The sequence below is a fragment of the Psychroserpens citreus genome (genome assembly GCF_055686305.1).
Map to the genome: position 1 here is coordinate 1,914,580 of NZ_CM145999.1, position 18,852 is coordinate 1,933,431.

General features: G+C 32.8%; 21 protein-coding genes. 11 read left to right on the forward strand and 10 right to left on the reverse strand.

Annotated elements, in window-relative coordinates; all coding sequences use genetic code 11:
• The first annotated feature begins 13 nt into the window (after window positions 1-13).
• From prs to ACTU6T_RS08590, 5 genes are read left to right on the forward strand one after another with little or no spacing between them, the layout of a single operon-like run.
• A complete protein-coding gene (prs, locus tag ACTU6T_RS08570) occupies window positions 14-850 on the forward strand; it encodes a ribose-phosphate diphosphokinase (protein ID WP_460217797.1) in 837 nt (278 codons plus the stop codon).
• Complete coding sequence (locus tag ACTU6T_RS08575) at window positions 847-1,482, forward strand: DUF4291 domain-containing protein (protein ID WP_460217798.1); 636 nt, start codon at window positions 847-849, stop codon at window positions 1,480-1,482. The genes prs and ACTU6T_RS08575 overlap by 4 nt, the downstream gene beginning before the upstream one ends.
• A complete protein-coding gene (locus tag ACTU6T_RS08580; RefSeq protein WP_460217799.1) occupies window positions 1,479-2,024 on the forward strand; it encodes an RNA 2'-phosphotransferase in 546 nt (181 codons plus the stop codon). The genes ACTU6T_RS08575 and ACTU6T_RS08580 overlap by 4 nt, the downstream gene beginning before the upstream one ends.
• 4 nt (window positions 2,025-2,028) lie before the next feature.
• Window positions 2,029-2,592, forward strand: a complete 564-nt coding sequence (locus tag ACTU6T_RS08585; RefSeq protein WP_460217800.1) for a 2OG-Fe(II) oxygenase — start codon at window positions 2,029-2,031, stop codon at window positions 2,590-2,592.
• Entirely contained in the window at window positions 2,580-3,311 is a 732-nt protein-coding gene (locus ACTU6T_RS08590; protein WP_460217801.1) for a metallophosphoesterase, read from the forward strand. Before ACTU6T_RS08585 ends, ACTU6T_RS08590 begins: the two co-directional genes overlap by 13 nt.
• A 33-nt stretch (window positions 3,312-3,344) precedes the next feature.
• Here the strand turns inward: ACTU6T_RS08590 and ACTU6T_RS08595 are convergent, their stop codons facing one another.
• Window positions 3,345-4,964 carry a carboxypeptidase-like regulatory domain-containing protein gene (locus tag ACTU6T_RS08595; RefSeq protein WP_460217802.1) on the reverse strand — a complete coding sequence of 540 codons (1,620 nt, stop codon included), beginning with the start codon at window positions 4,962-4,964 and terminating at the stop codon, window positions 3,345-3,347.
• Between the two features lie 268 nt (window positions 4,965-5,232).
• Here ACTU6T_RS08595 and ACTU6T_RS08600 point away from each other — a divergent pair, with 268 nt between their 5' ends.
• Together ACTU6T_RS08600 and ACTU6T_RS08605 are read left to right on the forward strand one after the other, a co-directional pair.
• Window positions 5,233-6,681 (forward strand): nicotinate phosphoribosyltransferase, encoded by a 1,449-nt coding sequence (locus ACTU6T_RS08600; protein WP_460217803.1) that lies wholly within the window; start codon window positions 5,233-5,235, stop codon window positions 6,679-6,681.
• A 28-nt stretch (window positions 6,682-6,709) separates the two neighbouring features.
• Window positions 6,710-7,636 carry an SEL1-like repeat protein gene (locus ACTU6T_RS08605; protein ID WP_460217804.1) on the forward strand — a complete coding sequence of 309 codons (927 nt, stop codon included), beginning with the start codon at window positions 6,710-6,712 and terminating at the stop codon, window positions 7,634-7,636.
• Here the strand turns inward: ACTU6T_RS08605 and ACTU6T_RS08610 are convergent.
• The 3 genes from ACTU6T_RS08610 to ACTU6T_RS08620 are packed head-to-tail and all read right to left on the reverse strand — an operon-like array spanning window position 7,633 to window position 10,194.
• Entirely contained in the window at window positions 7,633-8,376 is a 744-nt protein-coding gene (locus ACTU6T_RS08610; RefSeq protein ID WP_460217805.1) for a TIGR04283 family arsenosugar biosynthesis glycosyltransferase, read from the reverse strand. The genes ACTU6T_RS08605 and ACTU6T_RS08610 overlap by 4 nt on opposite strands.
• A complete protein-coding gene (locus ACTU6T_RS08615) occupies window positions 8,369-9,271 on the reverse strand; it encodes a DUF547 domain-containing protein (protein ID WP_460217806.1) in 903 nt (300 codons plus the stop codon). The genes ACTU6T_RS08610 and ACTU6T_RS08615 overlap by 8 nt, the downstream gene beginning before the upstream one ends.
• 35 nt (window positions 9,272-9,306) lie before the next feature.
• On the reverse strand, window positions 9,307-10,194 hold the full coding sequence (locus ACTU6T_RS08620) for a sterol desaturase family protein (RefSeq protein ID WP_460217807.1): 888 nt from the start codon (window positions 10,192-10,194) through the stop codon (window positions 9,307-9,309).
• A 96-nt stretch (window positions 10,195-10,290) separates the two neighbouring features.
• Between ACTU6T_RS08620 and ACTU6T_RS08625 the strand changes: the two genes are divergently transcribed.
• The 4 genes from ACTU6T_RS08625 to ACTU6T_RS08640 are packed head-to-tail and all read left to right on the forward strand — an operon-like array spanning window position 10,291 to window position 13,249.
• Entirely contained in the window at window positions 10,291-10,821 is a 531-nt protein-coding gene (locus ACTU6T_RS08625; protein WP_460217808.1) for an RNA polymerase sigma factor, read from the forward strand.
• Between the two features lie 2 nt (window positions 10,822-10,823).
• Window positions 10,824-11,615, forward strand: coding sequence for a HEAT repeat domain-containing protein (locus ACTU6T_RS08630; protein WP_460217809.1), 792 nt, complete (start codon window positions 10,824-10,826; stop codon window positions 11,613-11,615).
• 35 nt (window positions 11,616-11,650) lie between these two features.
• Window positions 11,651-12,481 carry a DUF4097 family beta strand repeat-containing protein gene (locus ACTU6T_RS08635; RefSeq protein WP_460217810.1) on the forward strand — a complete coding sequence of 277 codons (831 nt, stop codon included), beginning with the start codon at window positions 11,651-11,653 and terminating at the stop codon, window positions 12,479-12,481.
• A 21-nt stretch (window positions 12,482-12,502) separates the two neighbouring features.
• Window positions 12,503-13,249 (forward strand): DUF4097 family beta strand repeat-containing protein, encoded by a 747-nt coding sequence (locus ACTU6T_RS08640; protein ID WP_460217811.1) that lies wholly within the window; start codon window positions 12,503-12,505, stop codon window positions 13,247-13,249.
• 48 nt (window positions 13,250-13,297) lie between these two features.
• Here the strand turns inward: ACTU6T_RS08640 and ACTU6T_RS08645 are convergent, their stop codons facing one another.
• Genes ACTU6T_RS08645 through arsS form a run of 6 tightly spaced genes read right to left on the reverse strand, consistent with a single transcriptional unit; the run spans window position 13,298 to window position 18,848 of the window.
• Complete coding sequence (locus ACTU6T_RS08645) at window positions 13,298-14,818, reverse strand: hypothetical protein (protein WP_460217812.1); 1,521 nt, start codon at window positions 14,816-14,818, stop codon at window positions 13,298-13,300.
• Window positions 14,819-14,826: 8 nt separating this feature from the next.
• Window positions 14,827-15,639, reverse strand: a complete 813-nt coding sequence (locus ACTU6T_RS08650) for a purine-nucleoside phosphorylase (protein WP_460217813.1) — start codon at window positions 15,637-15,639, stop codon at window positions 14,827-14,829.
• Complete coding sequence (locus ACTU6T_RS08655) at window positions 15,632-16,243, reverse strand: TIGR04282 family arsenosugar biosynthesis glycosyltransferase (RefSeq protein WP_460217814.1); 612 nt, start codon at window positions 16,241-16,243, stop codon at window positions 15,632-15,634. The genes ACTU6T_RS08650 and ACTU6T_RS08655 overlap by 8 nt, the downstream gene beginning before the upstream one ends.
• Window positions 16,236-16,757, reverse strand: a complete 522-nt coding sequence (locus ACTU6T_RS08660; protein WP_460217815.1) for a rhodanese-like domain-containing protein — start codon at window positions 16,755-16,757, stop codon at window positions 16,236-16,238. The genes ACTU6T_RS08655 and ACTU6T_RS08660 overlap by 8 nt, the downstream gene beginning before the upstream one ends.
• A gap of 38 nt (window positions 16,758-16,795) precedes the next feature.
• Window positions 16,796-17,764, reverse strand: a complete 969-nt coding sequence (arsM, locus tag ACTU6T_RS08665) for an arsenosugar biosynthesis arsenite methyltransferase ArsM (RefSeq protein WP_460217816.1) — start codon at window positions 17,762-17,764, stop codon at window positions 16,796-16,798.
• A 19-nt stretch (window positions 17,765-17,783) separates the two neighbouring features.
• Window positions 17,784-18,848 carry an arsenosugar biosynthesis radical SAM (seleno)protein ArsS gene (gene arsS, locus ACTU6T_RS08670; RefSeq protein WP_460217817.1) on the reverse strand — a complete coding sequence of 355 codons (1,065 nt, stop codon included), beginning with the start codon at window positions 18,846-18,848 and terminating at the stop codon, window positions 17,784-17,786.
• Between the last annotated feature and the right edge of the window lie 4 nt (window positions 18,849-18,852).

Sequence of the window (18,852 nt, forward strand, 5' to 3'; positions counted from 1 at the left end):
AAAAATAACGCAAATGATTTTAAATTTAGACCCCTCATTTCAGCCTTTTGGGAATCGTCAAAATATTCAATTTGAAAGCTTTACATTTTCTGGTGGCGAGCCTCATATCAAGATATTGTCCACTTTAAATGTGTCTGAATCTGTTACCATAACAATAAGAATTAGATCTTTTAATGATTTAGGATTGCTATTAGTTGCCGTTGATGCTTTAAGACGATTAGGAGTAACCTCTATTATGCTGTTCTTACCTTATATGCCAGGAGCTAGACAAGATCGTGTGATGATTCCTGGAGAAGCTTTGTCGGTTAAGGTTTATGCAAATTTGATTAATGAGTTAAATTTGGAATCGGTAATTGTTTTTGATCCGCATTCTGAAGTTACTCCGGCTTTATTAAATAACTGCAAGGTGATAGATAACCATAACTTTATAAAACAAGTTGTTGACGATATCAAATCAAAAATTATTTTGATTTCACCAGATGGAGGTGCTCTTAAAAAGATTTATAAAGTGTCTGAATTTTTAGGAGGCTTACCAGTTGTAGAATGCTCAAAACAGCGAAATATAAAAAACGGAAAGCTTGAAGGCTTCAAAGTATATGAAGAAGATTTAAATGGGAGGTCGTGTTTAATTGTAGATGATATTTGTGATGGAGGTGGTACATTTATAGGGTTAGCTGAAGCACTTAAAACTAAAAATGCAGGAGATTTGTATCTAGCTGTAAGTCATGGGATTTTCAGTAAAGGCAGTGTTATATTGAAACAACATTTTACTAAAATATATACTACTGATAGTTTTAGAACCTTGGATGAAGACGTGGAGCAGATTAAATTAGAAGACTTAATAAAATGAAATTACAATTAAAACCATATATAGAACAACTAAATGAATGGCCAAAAACTGGTCATCATATCATGGCACAATTTGATAATGACAAAATTGTGGTATACCAATCTTATAGACCAGAAATAGGAAATTTCGCAAGCCAAAACCAATATTTTGGAGGTGCATTTAGTTTAAATCGAATGACATGGATTAAACCTAATTTTTTATGGATGATGTATAGAAATGGTTGGGCAACTAAAGCAGATCAGGAAGTTGTCTTAGCGATACATTTGAAACGAGAAGCTTTTGAGCGCTATCTCAAACAAGCTGTATATTCAAGTTATCAATCTGATTTATACGATTCGAGAGCATCCTGGCAAGAACAAGTGCAACATTCGGCAATTAGATTGCAATGGGATCCTGATCATGATCCCTATGGAGCAAAATTAGAGAGAAGAGCCATTCAGATTGGAATTAGAGGTGTTGAAATTAAACGATATGCAAAAGACGATATTCTAGAAATTGAAGATATCACAGCTTTTGTGAAAGAACAATATCAGTTTGTGTTTAGTAACCAACTAGAGGAATTGTATATTCCTGAAGAGCACCCATTGGTGTTTGAGGATAATGAATTGAATAAACAGTTGCGATTACAATGAACGAAAAAGATAAAAAACGAATAAGTAAATTCTTAAGTCTGGTCTTACGGCATAGACCGGAATATATCAATCTGGAATTGAATGACAACGGTTGGGCTGAGGTCAATGAACTTATAGAAAAAGCGAGACGCAGACAGGTGTATTTTTCTGAAGATGAATTACACGACATTGTTGTCACTAATGATAAGCAACGATTTGCATTTAATGATAACAAAACTAAGATTAGAGCCAATCAAGGCCACTCTGTGAAAACGATCGATTTAGAATTTGAGGCAGTAAAACCACCTCAAATGTTATATCATGGAACAGTAGCTAAATTTTTGGATTCAATTAAAAATACAGGATTGCAAAAGCGAAGTCGACAACATGTGCATTTATCCGAAGATTTAGATACGGCAAATTTGGTTGGAAGTCGACGAGGTGCTGCTGTCATTTTAAAAATAGACTCAGGAGATATGTATAAGCAAGGTTATGAGTTTTATCAATCTGAAAATGGTGTATGGCTAACTAGTCATGTCCCTACCGCATTTATCCAATTTTGAAACAATGAAAAAAATTGAATTACATCCACAAATATTTACAGTTGATGATTTCTTGTCAGTAAACGAATGCTCTAATTTTATTGAAAAATCCGAATTACAAACATTTGAGGCGGCAAAAATCAATATGCAAGGGAGCCAAGTGCTTAACAAAATGATTCGTAATAATGATAGATTGTTATTCTTTGATGAAGATTTGGCTAATAATTTGTGGTTGCGACTAAAAGCATTCGTGCCAAGTACAATAGGATCAAGTATTGCGATTGGTCTTAATGAAATGTTTCGAATTTATAGATATGAGCCAGGACAACGGTTTAAGATGCATCGTGACGGTAGTTATGAACGAAATGACAAAGAGTTTAGTATTTTGTCGTTTCTTATCTATTTGAATGCTGATTTTGAAGGAGGAGCTACCGAATTTAGAAAGATTGCTACAATTCAACCTAAATCAGGAATGGCATTAGTATTTCATCATCCATTACGACATGAAGGTAAAGAAATAGTATCAGGTGTAAAATATGTGTTACGAACTGATGTGATGTATAAATTAAATGAAATATGCGAAAACTAGTTATAGGAGATATTCATGGAGGTTTAAGAGCTTTAACCCAATTATTGGAACGATTAAAACTTACAAAAGACGATCAGCTCATTTTTGTAGGAGATTATGTTGATGGTTGGAGTGAATCTGCTCAGGTTATTCAATATTTGATTGAGTTATCAAAAACTAACGATTGCATATTCATTAAGGGAAACCATGATGTGTGGTGTGAAGATTGGCTTAGAACAGGTCAAGGTGAAGCTGTTTGGTTGGCACATGGAGGTCAAGAAACTGTTGGGAGTTATAAGGACTTTTCTGAAGATGAGAAAAAACAACACTTATATTTCTTTGAAGATATGTCTTTGTATCATATTGATGATGAGAATCGGTTATTCATCCATGCAGGTTTTACTTCAATGCATGGCGTAGAGAGAGAAGTCCACAAAGAAAATTTCTACTTTGATAGAACACTATGGGAAATGGCTTTAACAATGGATAAACGCATTGCAAAAGATTCAGCATTATATCCTAATCGTTTAAAGCATTACAACGAAATTTATATTGGTCATACCCCAACGATTAACTTCAAACAAAGTCAACCTATGCATGCTGTTAATGTATGGAATGTTGATACAGGAGCTGCGTTTATAGGGAAGTTGTCAGCTGTAGATATTAATACAAAAGAGATTTTCCAAAGTGATGTGTTGACAGAATTGTATCCCGATGAATTGGGTAGAAATAAATCATAGGTAATTCTTTGATGAATATTTTAGTCATTGAATCTAATGGTCTACATGTCGGTATTTTTTATTCATCAAAGGTGTATTAATCCAATACTGGTTGGCATCAGGAAGTTTATTTCGAGGTGAGCTATCAATTGGTAAATTTTGAATCATAAAATTTAAATCAACATCTGCGGATTTTTCAAGATTTACTTGTTGAACAAAAAACTCTCTAAATTGATCTCCTTCAATAGATTTTGACCCATAAATTTCCCTGCCTTTTACATCTTTAATATTTTTGAAAGTATAAGTCACATCGTCAATATTAGTTTTGTTTATTTCAATTGGAACGCCATCAAATCCCTCAACCGTAACTTTTATTAAGCGTTCAGAAATTTTTTCGGTAAGTATCGTTTTCAATCGCCTCTTTCCTAGTTTAAATTTAAAGTTTGTACTAAGAACTGTATTGAAATTAAGCTTGTCTTTGGTATTATTGAAAAGAATATAAAAAGCCTGATCAGAATTTTCGAATGTCACTTGTTCCTCACGCAGTTCAAATTCTTCATTGACAACAAATGCATTATTAAAAGTAATATAATTGAGGTACATAAAGTCACCTTGCCTTGCATACTCTAAACTGACATTGAATAGGATGTTTTTGGTTCTTGGAACAAGAACCTTATAATTAAAACGGTGAATTGAATAATCAACTAAGGATATATAAAGTGTTCCCTTCACATAGTTGTCTCTTGAAGATTTTATTCCGTAGGCATTATTGTAATCTCTTGGTTCTGTGTTATTGAATGCAATTAATGCGAGAGGTTCATCATTTAAATAGACGATTTTATCTATTCTAAATTTATGCAAATTAGGAAAATCTCTCTCCAAAGTGTAAACATATGAAAACGTGTTAGATTCAAAATTGCGAATAGGATTATGTGTATTTAAGATGGAGTATTCGTTACCACCTCTTGGTGAAATTTCAGAATATTTAATATACTTCGTTGTACCGTTATAAGCTTTGGTTAATGAAGAGTCTTGAATAAAATTTGTATTTCGTTTAAAGTCATAGATTACGGTCTGATTCTGATTGTCTTTTAAAAAATTAGTACTTATCCCTTTGTCGAAGGTTTCAAACATACCTTCATTTAGGTTGTGAAACTCGTTATCTACTAATTGATAATCTCTGTAATAACCGATATAAGAATGAGGATTATTACTTAAATTTTCTGGAATTTTTCGAATCGCTTTAAGAACAATTTCTTTAGCTGTCATCGTCCTACTTGCTTTTACTAGTTCCTTAGCATTTATATAATTTCCTTTAATTTTTGTACGCGAACTTATTATAACTGCATCAAGCGCTTCTATTTGAGGCTTGAGATTTATGATATTTAATCCGCTTAATTTGAAATTTTCAAGTGCTTTTTCTTTAGTCTCAAAACCAATTGATGATATAACAATTGAATTTTTTGCCTCATAGTACTGAATAGGTATTCTAAATTCACCATTGTAATCGGCGATGACACCTTTTGTTGATCCTTTTATAATAACAGATGCATAGGAAATTGGTTCAGAGGTTTCACTGTCAATGAGTTTAATGTAAATCGCTTTCGTATTTTGGGCATGGCTAGATATGATAAAAATGAATAAAAATAAAACAGAAAAAAATGATGTTTTCATATTGTTATTACTGATGTTTTGATTTCATGAATGGTTAAATATTACAATAAATTCACTAAGCTTTCAAGCTCATTGATTAAGTATTACAAATAAATTATCTGATATAGATTTTAAGATGTTGACCCTCTTTTGTAAAAATTGATCACATATTAAAACAGCAAAAATCAAGCCGTAATTTATTTTGAGTAAATAATACACAAATTGTTTTTTTAATCGTAAATAGTATTATATATTTGTGTAATAATTACGCAAATTAAATTTAGAAACTATGAACCCATTACTATATACAGACGGTTACAAAGTAGATCATAGACGACAATATCCAGAAGGAACTACATTGGTGTATTCTAACTGGACACCACGAAAGAGTAGGATAGAAGGTGTTAATGAGGTTGTGTTTTTCGGACTGCAATATTTTATTAAAAAATATATGATTGACGATTTTAATACTAATTTCTTCAGTCGCCCAAAAGATGAGATTTGCAAACATTATTCTAGACGTATCAATAATTATTTAGGAGACAATCAAGTTGGTATTGAGCACATTGAAGCTTTACATGATTTGAGGTATTTGCCAATGGCAATTAAGGCTTTGCCAGAAGGTGTTCAAGTTCCAATTCGTGTTCCAATGCTAACGATGTATAATACGAAACCAGAATTTTTTTGGCTAACTAATTATTTTGAAACCTTATTATCAACTACACTTTGGATGCCTTGTAATTCAGCAACAATTGCTAAACAATACCGAAAAATATTAGATAAGTATGCTCGTGAAACATCATCAATTCCTGAGTTTGTAGATTGGCAAGGTCATGATTTTTCAATGCGTGGTATGGCTGGATTAGAAGCTGCAATGATGTCTGCTGCTGGTCATCTTTTGAGTTTTACCGGAACAGATACGATTCCAGCTATAGATTTCTTAGAAACCTATTACAATGCAAATTCTGATCTTAATTTGATAGGAGGTACAGTTGCTGCAACTGAACATTCTGTTATGTGTATGGGGACTAATTCTGGCGAAGAAGAAACTTTTAAACGCTTAATTTCAGAAGTATATCCTAATGGTATTGTTTCTATCGTTTCCGATACTTGGGATTTATGGAAAGTACTTACAGAGTACCTGCCAAATTTAAAAGAAGATGTATTATCAAGAGAAGGAAAAGTGGTAATTCGACCAGATTCTGGAGATCCAGTAGATATAATTTGTGGGAATCCAAATAGTGTGTCTTCCGAAGAAAAAAAGGGTGTTATTGAGTTACTATGGGACATTTTTGGAGGTACCATCAACACAAAAGGATACAAAGAACTCGATTCCCATATTGGAGCAATCTATGGAGATAGTATTACTTTGGAACGTGCAACTCAAATTTGTGAACGTCTTAAAGAAAAAGGATTTGCTTCAACGAATGTGGTTTTAGGAATAGGCTCTTTTACTTATCAATATAATACACGTGATACCTTTGGGTTTGCTATGAAAGCAACTTATGGTGAAGTTAATGGTGAAGGACGAGAAATTTATAAAGATCCAGTTACAGATGATGGTACTAAGACCTCTGCAAAGGGCTTAATTAAGATTGAAAAGCAAAATGGAAATTATCGATTAATAGATCAAGTATCATGGGAAGATGAACAGCAAGGAGAATTAAGAGAAATATATCGTAATGGTAAATTACTAATTGATGACAGTTTATCAAACATTAGAATGCGGATTAAATAATCTAGCATAATTTGATTATTTTGCAGTTATGAGAAACATCATTTTATTATTAATACTCTCACCTTGGCTTGGATTTGCACAGGTTAGTTGGTGGGAAAAGTCAGATCAAGAAATACAGAAATATATTCAGAAATGGGAATCTGCCGAAGTTAAAACAGACACAATTTATAATAATTTAGGGTATTGCTATGCTAAAGGAATTCAGGTTGAGAAAGACCTTAAAAAAGCATTTGATTACTATTCTCAAGCAGCAGAAATGGGACACGCAAGAGCAATTAATAATGTAGGAAATATGTATGAAGATGGTCGATATGTCGATCAATCTATTGAAAAAGCTATTTCATACTATAAGAAATCTGCCAATATGGACGATGCCTATGGGCTTACTAATCTTGCAAGTTGCTATGAAGATGGTAAAGGTGTGGATGTTGATATTTCTAAAGCAGTCAAATTATACCAAAAAGCGGCAGATCAAAACCATACTGCTGCGATTAATAACTTGGCTACGCTTTATCTGAGAGGTGAAAAAGTGGCTCAAGATTACACCAAATCGAGACTGCTTTTTGAAAGAGCTCTGGAGCTAAAAGAACCAGTAGCTGCAACAAACCTTGGGCAAATTTATAAACAAGGGTTCGGTGTAGATAAAGATTTAGAGAAAGCATTTAATTACTTTGAAATTGCAGCATTAGCAAATGAAAAGTATGGCTTATATGAATATGGCTCTATGTTTTATAATGGTGAATGGGTTGAGAAGAATCCTGAAGAAGCTTTTAAAAACTATGTGTTATCAGCTAAACAAGGATTTTCGATTGCACAAGTTAATCTTGCCTACATGTATGAGCATGGAGATGGTACTACAAAAGATATCGATAAGGCATTGTATTGGTATGAGCGTGCCGCTAAACAAAATATCGAATATGCAATTAACAGATTAAAAGAATTAAAACAAAATTAGCTAATGTACTTCTTATAATACGTATACAAATCATTGGCCGAAGCTCCAAACCATTTTTTGACATAAATCGTCCAGAAATGGTATTGCAATTTCCAAATACCATGTTTGCGATATAACCTAGCAGAAGTTCGTATTTGTTTATTTATCACAACAAATTGTTGTCTAGCATAGAGTTCATTAATTAAAATATTGTCTTCGTAAATGATATAGTTTTCATCATAACCGCCAATCTCATCAAATAATTCTCTTGTGATAAACTGACTTTGATCACCACCACGACAGGCTCTCCATTGAAATTGTGTTAGCCAACTTGCTAAACGTAGCCACCAATGATTACTGTCAAATTTTAATCTGAAACAGCCAGCTTTATTACCTTTATCAACTTCAGAAATGATAAGTTGGTCAAAATTTTTAGGTGGAAATGAATCGGCGTGTAAAAAATATAGGATGCTAGCTTTAGCATGCGTTACTCCTAAATTCATTTGTTTTGCTCGACCTTTTTCAGAATGCAGAATTTTAATATCAGGTTGAGCGCAGTCGAAACCTTTTTTTGATTTTTGATCTGCACTCATAGTTATATAATGATTCACATTTTCTTGTGTTCCATCTGTACTGCCACCATCAACAAGTATAATTTCTGAAATATTATCTAAAGACGCCGCATCAACTAAATGATACAAAAGAGATTCAATAGTTTTGGCTTCATTTAAAACAGGAATTATTATTGAGATTTTATTCATTCAAATCCCAATTATAATCTTTGTAGCTTTTTTTAGCATTACGTGAAATTTTTACTTCTGAATATTGATTTAAGAAATCAATTAAATTGTTGCCATTGGTTTTAAAGTCACCTCCATACCACTTAAAAATTTTGGACAATTTTATAGAATTTTCGCTAAGTTCATTTTTAGAAGTATCATTAAGAAATTCACGAGTTAATGCTTCTAAGTCCGTTTCAAGATTAGCTTCTGTAAAAGCTTTATTATATAAACGCGGACAAGATACTGCTGCGCATACAAGCGCAAAATGAATTCGAGGTTCATCCATTTTTCGAATAATTCTATGCTCAACATCATTTAGTGTATACCATTTGTCTCCAATTTTAATAAAGCGATGGTTCCAAGGACCTTTAATATCCTTGATACTTTGAACAGGATAATTATCTAAAATGAGTTTAATTGTGAATGCATTGTAAACATTCATCCAGTAAGCTAATGTTTCATCCTTGCTCCAAGAATCTTGTGGAGGTGTTTCCGAAAGTACATTCAGGTACCCATAAAATTTGGTGTTATCGGTTTTAAATCCTTTGTAATTCACATTGCCTTGATCTGATACATGTTTTTGAAGTAATTCATTCCATACATCATGATTGACTCTGGCTCTTATAGTATTATCTACAGATGTTGTTACTGTTTCAATAGGTAATGGAGTTTCAATAATCTCAACCTGATTAGTGTTCTCATTATGTTCTGGTGTTTCAATATTTGGCGTTTCCTCAGTAGTGTTAATTACAACCTCAGGAGCCTCTGGCGCTTCAGCCATAGCAGTGTCCTTATTAGTTGTGGTTTTGGTGGCACAACAACCAACGATGCTTATTGCTAAGCATAATATTAATGTATATTTAAAGTAATTCATAGTCATCTATTCTATTATAACACTTCCTGTAAGATTTAATTTTTAGCTTTTAATGGATATAGTTCTTGTTGTAAAAAATCTTTAGGGAATTGTTCATCTCCTGCAAACCCAAGTTCTATATCTCTGCCATTTCTAGGAATATAGCTTGTTTTAAAAATATAGTCCCATATGCTTAATGTTAGTCCGTAGTTAACACCAAACCTAACATTTTTGGGTAGCTCTTTTGCGTGATGCCAAATATGCATTTTTGGATTATTGAAGATGTATTTTAAAATCCCATAGTCCCATCCTAGGTTAGCATGATTGAGATGGCCAATGAAAATTGCAAAGAAATAAACAATTGCAACATCTTGAGCACTGTAATTAGCAATCAAAGCCATTGGGAGATATAGTAGTGATTTGTAAACAACAGGTTCCATCCAATGGTAGCGTAAATGAGCAGCAAACCCCATTTCTTTAACACTGTGGTGCACTTTGTGGAAATTCCACAAGAACGGTAAACGATGTAATAAACGATGTGTATTCCATTGGACGAAATCACTAACTAAGAAGAAGATGAGAAGCCCCAACCATTTTGGTAAATCATCTGAATCAAACAACTGAAATTGCGATAGCGATAAACCTAAATGCCCAAGAATATCATTGAAAAATGCAGCAGCAGTATTAGATAATGCGATAAGTATAATTAAATTCAATAGGAAAAAATTAAAGAACATATAAAAGGTGTCTAGCCAAAAGTCTTTTCTAATTAGACGTTGGTTTTTTCGCCATGGGAAGATGATTTCAAGCAACCAAACAACAAGGGAGATTATTATAAGACCATAGAAATAGTTGTCCCAATTATTTTGCAATAGAATTTCGTTTTTAAGATAATTCCAATAACCAGAATAGGAGTTTTTTATGATGTCAATGTACTTTTCCATAGAGTATAAAGATACATTTTATAAAAAAAATAGCAGGCTCATGTAACCTTTTTGTAAATTAATGGTCTTCATACCAAACAACCACAAAAAATAAAATTGAAAACGCTAACCGACGAAGAATTAATGCTCGATGTATCACGAGGAAATTTGGATGCTATGGCTCATATTTTTGAGCGCTATAATAAGCGGTTATTTAATTTTTATTTCCAAATGATAAGAGATAAAGATGTTTGTGAAGATATGACACAAACCGTGTTTTATAAAGTAATGCGTTATAGAACATCTTATAAAGGTGGACAATTTGTGTCTTGGATTTTTAAGATTGCTAGGAATGTGTTTTCAGATCATTATCAAAAATCTAAAAAGACTCTAAATCATACAAATTTGGAGCTTGTGGCACATAAGAATGAAGAAGATAAATTAGGGAAGAACGACGATGTAGCTCATTTGTATCACGCATTACAAACCTTAAATAGAGAAGATAAAGAATTGATAGTCTTAAATAGATTTCAAGGTATAAAATATGATAAACTTGCCGAGATAGTTGGAAGTAGTGAAGGCGCAGTTAAGGTGAAAGTACATCGTATCATAAAAAAATTAAAAACAGTTTATTTTGAAACCATATAACCATGGATTGTAACAACATAGAGCAGGATATTGTAGATTATATTGACGCACAATTATCTCCTGAGCAAACTAAGGAAATACAGAAGCATATCGAGACATGTGATACTTGTCAATCGTTATATAATGAAACCAAAACACTTTTTTCAGCATTTAATACCATTGAAGAGGAGACGCCAAGCGACAACTTAAGAACTAGCTTTTATAAACTTCTTGAAGAAGAAAAACAATTGCAAAATACCAAAGTTGTGCGGCTTCAAAATCAGAACAAAGAGTTTCCATGGAAACAGGCATTTCAAGTCGCTGCATCTATTGTATTTGTATTTGCTGGTTATTTTTTTGGTAGTCATACTACAAGACAGAATACCAATCAGGAAATCTCAGCATTACAAAAAGAAACGATTGAGTTACGAGAGGGTATGATGTTAGCAATGATAGAAAACCAATCGCCAAGTAAACGAATTCAAGCCGTAAGTTTTACAGAGAGTTTTGTAAAACCTGATGCCAAAATATTAGAAGCTTTAATTGAACGTATGCAATATGACGGAAATATTAATGTGCGACTAGCTGCAGCAGAAGCATTATCAGAATTTCCAGAATCACCTATTGTGAAAGATGCATTCATTGAAGCCCTAACAACCCAGAAAGACCCAAGTTTGCAAATTGCAATCATTCAATTTTTGGTCAATATCCAGGAGAAACGCGCGATTGCTCCTATGCAAGAATTATTAGAACATTCGGATACACCAGACTTTGTTAAAGAGCAAGTAAATAGCGGAATTTCACAAATTATTTAATTTAAAATTAGAACAATTCTATAAAATCAAAAACAATGAAACGAACAGGAATTATATTGAACTTAATGGCTTTATTTAGCTTTATATTTATGTATGCTCAAGAGGATTATACCAAGAGTTTAAATGGCATTACTAAAGTTCAAATTGAAACAGGAACGACGGTAAAGATTATTGCGGGAACTGGTAATGAATTAAAATTTAGCAAATATGAACATGATGAATTAGATCATGAACATGAAAATTGTGATCATGAACATAATGCAGAATGTTACGATTGTGATAAGGATAATGACAGAGCGAAAGGATTAAAGGCTGTGTATTCTGGTGGTGTGGATAATACTGGTTTTGGAATGTCAATAACTCAAGAGGGGAGTGTGTTACGAGTTAAAGATTTAAAATCTTGGATGCAACGTAATGGCTTACAAATTACACTTCCAAAAACCATGGATTTACACATAGATTGTGGGAATTTAGGAAGAGCAATAGTTGTTGGGTTTTCTTCTGAAATAGAAGTCAATACTAATGTTGGAAATATTTCTCTTCAAGGTGTTACTGGACCAATAACTGCACATACGAGTACAGGAACAATAGAAGTTGACTTTGAGAGTGTTAACCAATCATCACCAATTACTCTAAATAGTTCTACTGGAATTATTGATGTGTCTTTACCTTCTAATACTAAAGCCGACTTAGAATTACGTTCAACAATGGGAACCATTTATACTGATTTCGATTTGCAAAAACCGTCTAAAGATGGAATGAAAGTGGTAGGTTCAACCCGAAAAATTGAAAGTAAACTCAATAATGGTGGCGTTAAAATTGTATTGAGATCGTCCACTGGAAATGTATATCTCAGAAAAAAATAACAATCAAAAATCAACAGTCAAATGAAAAAAATCACATCGTTTCACGATCTCTTAAATAATACAAGAGTCGTGAGTAAGAGTTTAGTTGTATTGTTCTTGTTAAGTGTAGCTACACTTCAAGCACAACGACATGTTGAGGTTAAAGAAAATATCTCTAAAAATCAAGAGGTTTATCTCAATTTTAAATTTGCTCAAGATATTAAAGTTGAGCATGGAAACACCAATCAGATTATAGTAAAAGCTACTGTAAATATTGATGATGGAGAAGGGAATGATGCTTTTAGCTTAAAAACAGAGAATAGTTCTGGACGGCTAAAATTATATTCTGATTTTGGAGATTATTTTGAAAACAAATGGAAAGATAAAAATAGGCATAATTGCAGTAGTGATACTGATATTAATTATGTTGTGATTGTTCCTAAGAATATTGATTTAAAAGTCAAAAGTATTTCAGGAAGTGTGTTTATGGATGCTTTTGAAGGCGATTTAGTCACAGATTTAATTTCGGGCGATGTGACAATAAAAAAATATAACGGAGAGTTACGTTTGAAAACCATTAGTGGCGCTCTAGATGTAACAGTAAGCAAAGCGAAATTGAATGCCAAATCATTAACTGGAACGATTTATTCTGATCTAGATTTTGAAAACAAGACGTCTGGAAAGCATTATAACAATTCTCACAATAAAGTATCAAAACAAGTTAATGGAGGTACACTTCCTTTAGATATGGAAACTATTTCAGGAAACATTTATATCAGGAAGGGATAAACATGATGAGTGTTAGTTAAAAAAGAGCTTTGTTGTAAAGCTCTTTTTTTAAAGTTTCAATTTTAATAATTGTTTTCTCATGTTGCCTTGACCTAAAACATGAATGATGTCATTTGATTTAACAACGCTTTCAGCTTTAAAAATAATATCAGCCTCCGAATTTGGAAATATAATTTTCGGACTAATACCTCCATGTGTATTAATTGAGATGTCATAAAAGTTTGTTTTATTCATTCGCTTGTCCTGTTTAACAATCAATGGTGTTTTTTCAGTATCAATAAAACCATTTAGAATGACATGAATTTCGTTGTTCTCAAAGTACGTAAATGTCGATGAATCTCTTTTGTTGGATTTAGAATCGATTTTTTCGGTCTGTCTCAATTCGAGAATATTGTCCCAGTTGAGTTCACCTTTAGGATTTATTTTGCCAAATAATATATCATCAAAAACCTTGTAACTATAACTAATTGGATTCACAGTTATAAAGGTTGTAATAGCTCCTGTTGTAAAAGAGGCAATCGGAATTCCTATTGGAACACTTTGTTTTATAAGTATGTAAAATCGACCAGTTATGTAAGTGTTTAATTGATCGTCAATAAAAATATTATTGATATCAATTCTTCTATTTCCTTTGAAAAGTCCTGTAAAATAACGCTGTGCTTTTTCATTTAGAAAAGCAGATTGATTTTGAGATTCTACTTCAAAAGTATCGAGATTGATGTTGTAAAATGTAAACCCTTTAAAACCGCCTTTTTTTGATTTTGAATACAGTCCAGCAATAATCATATGATTATTTTTAATGCCAGAGTTAATCAATTCGTAACTATCTATTGGTACCTCAATATCTAAAAAACGTTTGCCTTTTTTTGTAAGTTCAATAAGTCTGTAAAATCGTTGTGCTTCATTAGTGTTATTGTTAAGTTGAAAAAGAGCATAAATCTTATCATGCACATATTTTGCATTTAAAAAACTCGTGTTTTTGTGAGACACAGAATCATCAGCATAACAATTATATTGTGTGACCTCACTTAACTCTTGTGAAAACACTTTAATGTAAGCATAGGTTATTTTATCTTCAATAACCGGAAAATTTAATATTAAGTGTTCAGAAACTTCTAAGTTTATAAAATAGTTGTGTTTTAACGCTTTAAATAAAGGTTTGTTCGAATCTTTGTCAACTTTTAGAAGTTCATTTTTTGAAACCTTTTTAGACCTTAAATCAATAATATCCAAACGTAAACTAATCGATTGGTCTTCCCGCTCCTTAATGAAAATATGAGCCTTTTCATTTAATATAAAAACATCGAGGATGTCTGTGTCATTAGATGTTTCTATTTCAATGCGATCTTCAAAGTTAAGCTCACTAAAAAATTCAATGTAATAATTTCGAATTGTGCCGTTGATACGATGTGGTCGTACGGCAACAAAATTACCATATATGTCATTGGAGGTAAGTTCTTTTTTATCAATAAGAAACTGACGGTCTTTTACAATTTCACCTTTTTCAACGTTTTGGGCAAAACTTAATAAAGACCAGAATAAAATGAAAATTGGAAGTAGAACTTTCATAGTATAGGTTATAGGTTTTTTATTAATTCAGTAAATAAGGTTATCATATGTGGCTCAGCTTTTCCAGCCATAGCAATAATCTCTCCAATATCTACTGGTTTTAGATTATCTGGATCACATTCGTCTGTTAAAACAGAAATTGCCGCTGCTTTCATGTTTAAATGATTGGCAACTATAATTTCTGGAACTGTACTCATACCAACTGCATCTGCTCCAATAATTTTAAGCATTCGATATTCAGCTCTAGTCTCTAGTTGAGGTCCAACAACACTAGCATAAACACCTTCATGAAGTTGGATGTTATTTGCTTTTGCAATCGCTTTAAATTTAGAATTAATATCTAAATCATAAGGAGCACTCATATCAGTAAAACGTTCTCCTAAGGCTTCAACTCCTTTAAATGCTAGAGGTGAACTTCCTTGTAAATTGATATGGTCATCAATAAGCATTAATTCTCCTTTCTTGAAGTTAAGGTTTATAGCTCCAGAAGCATTAGATACCAACAAAGTTGAAATGCCTAATTGTTTCATCACTCGAACTGGATAAGTCACGTCTTGTAACGTATAGCCTTCATAAACATGAAATCGGCCTTGCATGACTACTACCTTTTTCCCACCTAATATTCCATAGATTAATTTTCCTTTATGAAACTCAACAGTAGCTGTTGGGAAGTTAGGAATATGATTATAACTTACTTCATGAATAATATCAATTTCATTGGTTAATTGTCCTAATCCAGTACCAAGAATAATTCCTATTTCGGGATTTTCAAATCCTTTAGATTGTAAATATTCAGCGGTTTCAGTTATAAATTTAATCATTGGTATTGTAAAATGGTTTAAGTTGATTGTAATGTCTCATATCCTCAAAAGTATCAATATCATTCAACTCTTTTAGTAAAAAAACTGAACTATTTTGTAAATCGTTTAGAGAATCTCTTCTTACTGTCTCTGTTCCCCAAGCTTTATTTTTAAAAATAGATTGATGTAACGTTTTCATTCCAAGAAGATAGTATCCTCCATCTAATGCAGGTCCTATAACAACATCATGATCTTCTAATTTTTCAAAAGCTTTAGAAATTAAAGTGTTATTTAAATCGAGTAAATCGCTACCTATGATAATGACTTTGTCATATCCAGATTGAATTAATTCCTCAAATGCATTAGACATACGCTCCCCTAAATCATTTCCAATTTGAAGTTTTTTGTTGAAATGCGTACTGTCCCAAATGTCATTGTGATTAATAGCTTCAGAATAAAATACAAAACGGTCGGCCTTTGCTTTTTTTGCAATATTTGCAGTATGTTGGAGCAAGTATTTGTAAATATCTAAAGCCGATTGATTTCCTAAAGTTTTGGCTAAACGTGTTTTGCATTTTCCCAATTCAGGATTTCTAGTGAATATGATTAAGGCGCGTTTAGTCATCAGTTGCTTTATCCTTAGTATAGACTTTTATTCCATTGTTTAGCCATTTGCTCCAAGCTTTAGAAAAGGTATGGATGCTATCGGTTGATTTTTCTTCGGAATTAAAAACAGTATATGCTTTATTTTTCCATTCAAAGATACCACCATAAAGATTTTTTACATTAGTATAACCAGCTTTTTTTAGCTTATTAGCCACAACTTCTGATCGAATACCCAACGAACAGTACACCACAATTGGTTGGTGTTTATTAGGAATCTTAGCTGTAACAGTTTTCAACTGAAAATGATCATAACCAACACATATGGCACCTTTAAGATGACTCACTTCATACTCGTTAGTTTCTCTAGCATCTAGAATAATAACCTCTAATTTAGGCATTGCTAATTCTTCAACTGAAATATATGGCACTTCATTATTGTTATAACGTTTCAGTAACTCATCTAGAGATTCTTGACTGTTAATAAACTGAGTACTTAAACAAAGAAGTGTAATTAGGATATAATGGATTTTCATAAAAGTGTGGAGGGTCTTTTAATAAAAAATATACATATCTAGCAACAACCACCTCCATCATAATGAAAGGTTGATTCGCTAAAATAAATGTCATCTCTACCTAAAGCTTGTAAAGCACCAGCAGTTTTGTCGCAAATAGCTAATGGTTGATTTTTTAGTAAAATATGACCAGCCTTGTCGTCAAAATAATCTTCATCTCCATAATAAATTGCCGCTTTTCCAGTAAAGATACATGGTCCATCTTCTGGCATTGGATCTTTAATTGCTGCAACTTCAATTGACTCTATATAAATTAATTCGTCTGTAGGATAATGTTTTGGATCTAAAATTCTGTAAGGTTTTCGTGCTCTAATTTCAATTGTACCAAATCCAACATCTGTTAAGGCTTTTACATAGTCAGCAATAGGAAGGCTGCCACTTAAACATAAAGCTCTTAAACGTTCGTCATTACGCAATTCATCATTCATAGGCTGTTCGCAAGTAGGATCACTCATGACTAATCTACCATGAGGTTTTAAAACACGATACATCTCTTCAATAGCTTTTTTTAAATCATCAGCTTTAAAAATATTAAATAAGCAGTTTTGAGCAGCAACGTCGATACTGTTGTCTTCAACAGGAAGATTCATAGCATCTCCTTTTTTGAGATCAACAAATTCACTTTTAAACCAGCTATTTTGCTCCTCTGCAATTTTAAAGTTTTGTCGTGAAGCTTCAAGCATTTCATCAACAACGTCTACTCCAATAACACCTCCTTTTTGTCTATTAAAATAGGAGAATTGCAGAAGCTCCATGCCGCCTCCAACGCCTACATATAGCATTTTTGGGTTGTTTGATAAATCTCTAGCATGAACAGTACTTCCACAACCATAATTCATTTCTTGCATGATTTTTGGAATCTTTAGTCCTGGTAATTCCCATATTGGATTGGTGGTACAGCATAGCCCAACATCTGGAGTTAAAGCTGCTTCTTTATAGACATCGTGTGTGGTTTCTAGGTAACTCATAATTTGTGTGGATTTTTTATTAAGCAACAACGCCTTGACAGCTGCTTCCTGCGCCAGCAGTACAACCATAACAATGTTGCGATATGACGATGTTACGTCCTTCTAATAATTCTTCGTTAAAATCTGATATATGTTTGATTTTACTGTTTACAGGTAATTCAAGCATTTGATTAAAATCACAATCGTATAAATACCCATCCCAACTAATTGATAAGGTATTTGTGCACATGACATTAGCAACTGCCGCTGGATTATACGCGTCTACCAATTGATACATATAATCTTCATAGTTTTCTGATGCGATTAAATAATCTAAAAAGCGTGAAATTGGTAAGTTAGTAATAGCAAATAGGTTGTGGAATTGGATTCCGAAATCTTCCATTAAGGCCTTTTTGAAATCTTTTTCCATTGCCATTTGATCACCTGGTAAAAATGCACCTGAAGGATTGTAAACGAGGTCTAATCGTAAATCACTGTCAGGCATGCCATAACCAACTGCATTTAATTCTTGTAAGGCTTTTATAGATTTATCAAAAACACCATCGCCTCGTTGTTTGTCGGTTTTGCCTCTCGTCCAATGTGGCATAGAGCTTACTACATGAACATTATGCTTTTTAAAGAATTCCGGTAAATCGTAATACTTTTTATTGGCTCTAATAATCGTTAAGTTTGATCTTACAATAAAATCTTTGATGCCTACTTTGGCGGCTTCTTCAACAAACCATCTAAAATCTGGATTCATTTCTGGAGCACCTCCAGTAAGGTCTAAAGTATGCGCGCCAGAGTTTTTGATAACCTCCAAACATTGCATCATAGTTTCTCTTGTCATGATTTCTTTTCGGTCTGGACCTGCATCAACATGACAATGTTCGCACACTTGATTACACATGTAGCCCACATTGATTTGAAGAATTTCGAGTTGCTTTGCTTTGAGCGGAAATTGACTGCTTTCTGAAATTTTGGACTTAAATGTTGGCAATTCTCCATTTTGAAAAATGCCATTAGACAAGATTTCAAGTTGGCGATTACTCTGAGCTAAGTCACTTCCTTTTTTGTGAAGGGATTGGGTCTTTAATTTTGTCATGTAC

What these genes read in the sequence shown, in the direction of transcription:
- ACTU6T_RS08650 (WP_460217813.1), bottom strand. Translation starts at nt 15,639, where the DNA reads ATGATTAAATTTATAACTGAAACCGCTGAATATTTACAATCTAAAGGA.
- ACTU6T_RS08580 (WP_460217799.1), top strand. Translation starts at nt 1,479, where the DNA reads ATGAACGAAAAAGATAAAAAACGAATAAGTAAATTCTTAAGTCTGGTC.
- prs (WP_460217797.1), top strand. Translation starts at nt 14, where the DNA reads ATGATTTTAAATTTAGACCCCTCATTTCAGCCTTTTGGGAATCGTCAA.
- ACTU6T_RS08660 (WP_460217815.1), bottom strand. Translation starts at nt 16,757, where the DNA reads ATGAAAATCCATTATATCCTAATTACACTTCTTTGTTTAAGTACTCAG.
- ACTU6T_RS08605 (WP_460217804.1), top strand. Translation starts at nt 6,710, where the DNA reads ATGAGAAACATCATTTTATTATTAATACTCTCACCTTGGCTTGGATTT.
- ACTU6T_RS08610 (WP_460217805.1), bottom strand. Translation starts at nt 8,376, where the DNA reads ATGAATAAAATCTCAATAATAATTCCTGTTTTAAATGAAGCCAAAACT.
- ACTU6T_RS08630 (WP_460217809.1), top strand. Translation starts at nt 10,824, where the DNA reads ATGGATTGTAACAACATAGAGCAGGATATTGTAGATTATATTGACGCA.
- ACTU6T_RS08655 (WP_460217814.1), bottom strand. Translation starts at nt 16,243, where the DNA reads ATGACTAAACGCGCCTTAATCATATTCACTAGAAATCCTGAATTGGGA.
- ACTU6T_RS08600 (WP_460217803.1), top strand. Translation starts at nt 5,233, where the DNA reads ATGAACCCATTACTATATACAGACGGTTACAAAGTAGATCATAGACGA.
- ACTU6T_RS08575 (WP_460217798.1), top strand. Translation starts at nt 847, where the DNA reads ATGAAATTACAATTAAAACCATATATAGAACAACTAAATGAATGGCCA.
- ACTU6T_RS08645 (WP_460217812.1), bottom strand. Translation starts at nt 14,818, where the DNA reads ATGAAAGTTCTACTTCCAATTTTCATTTTATTCTGGTCTTTATTAAGT.
- ACTU6T_RS08615 (WP_460217806.1), bottom strand. Translation starts at nt 9,271, where the DNA reads ATGAATTACTTTAAATATACATTAATATTATGCTTAGCAATAAGCATC.
- ACTU6T_RS08585 (WP_460217800.1), top strand. Translation starts at nt 2,029, where the DNA reads ATGAAAAAAATTGAATTACATCCACAAATATTTACAGTTGATGATTTC.
- ACTU6T_RS08595 (WP_460217802.1), bottom strand. Translation starts at nt 4,964, where the DNA reads ATGAAAACATCATTTTTTTCTGTTTTATTTTTATTCATTTTTATCATA.
- ACTU6T_RS08640 (WP_460217811.1), top strand. Translation starts at nt 12,503, where the DNA reads ATGAAAAAAATCACATCGTTTCACGATCTCTTAAATAATACAAGAGTC.
- arsS (WP_460217817.1), bottom strand. Translation starts at nt 18,848, where the DNA reads ATGACAAAATTAAAGACCCAATCCCTTCACAAAAAAGGAAGTGACTTA.
- ACTU6T_RS08620 (WP_460217807.1), bottom strand. Translation starts at nt 10,194, where the DNA reads ATGGAAAAGTACATTGACATCATAAAAAACTCCTATTCTGGTTATTGG.
- ACTU6T_RS08635 (WP_460217810.1), top strand. Translation starts at nt 11,651, where the DNA reads ATGAAACGAACAGGAATTATATTGAACTTAATGGCTTTATTTAGCTTT.
- ACTU6T_RS08590 (WP_460217801.1), top strand. Translation starts at nt 2,580, where the DNA reads ATGCGAAAACTAGTTATAGGAGATATTCATGGAGGTTTAAGAGCTTTA.
- arsM (WP_460217816.1), bottom strand. Translation starts at nt 17,764, where the DNA reads ATGAGTTACCTAGAAACCACACACGATGTCTATAAAGAAGCAGCTTTA.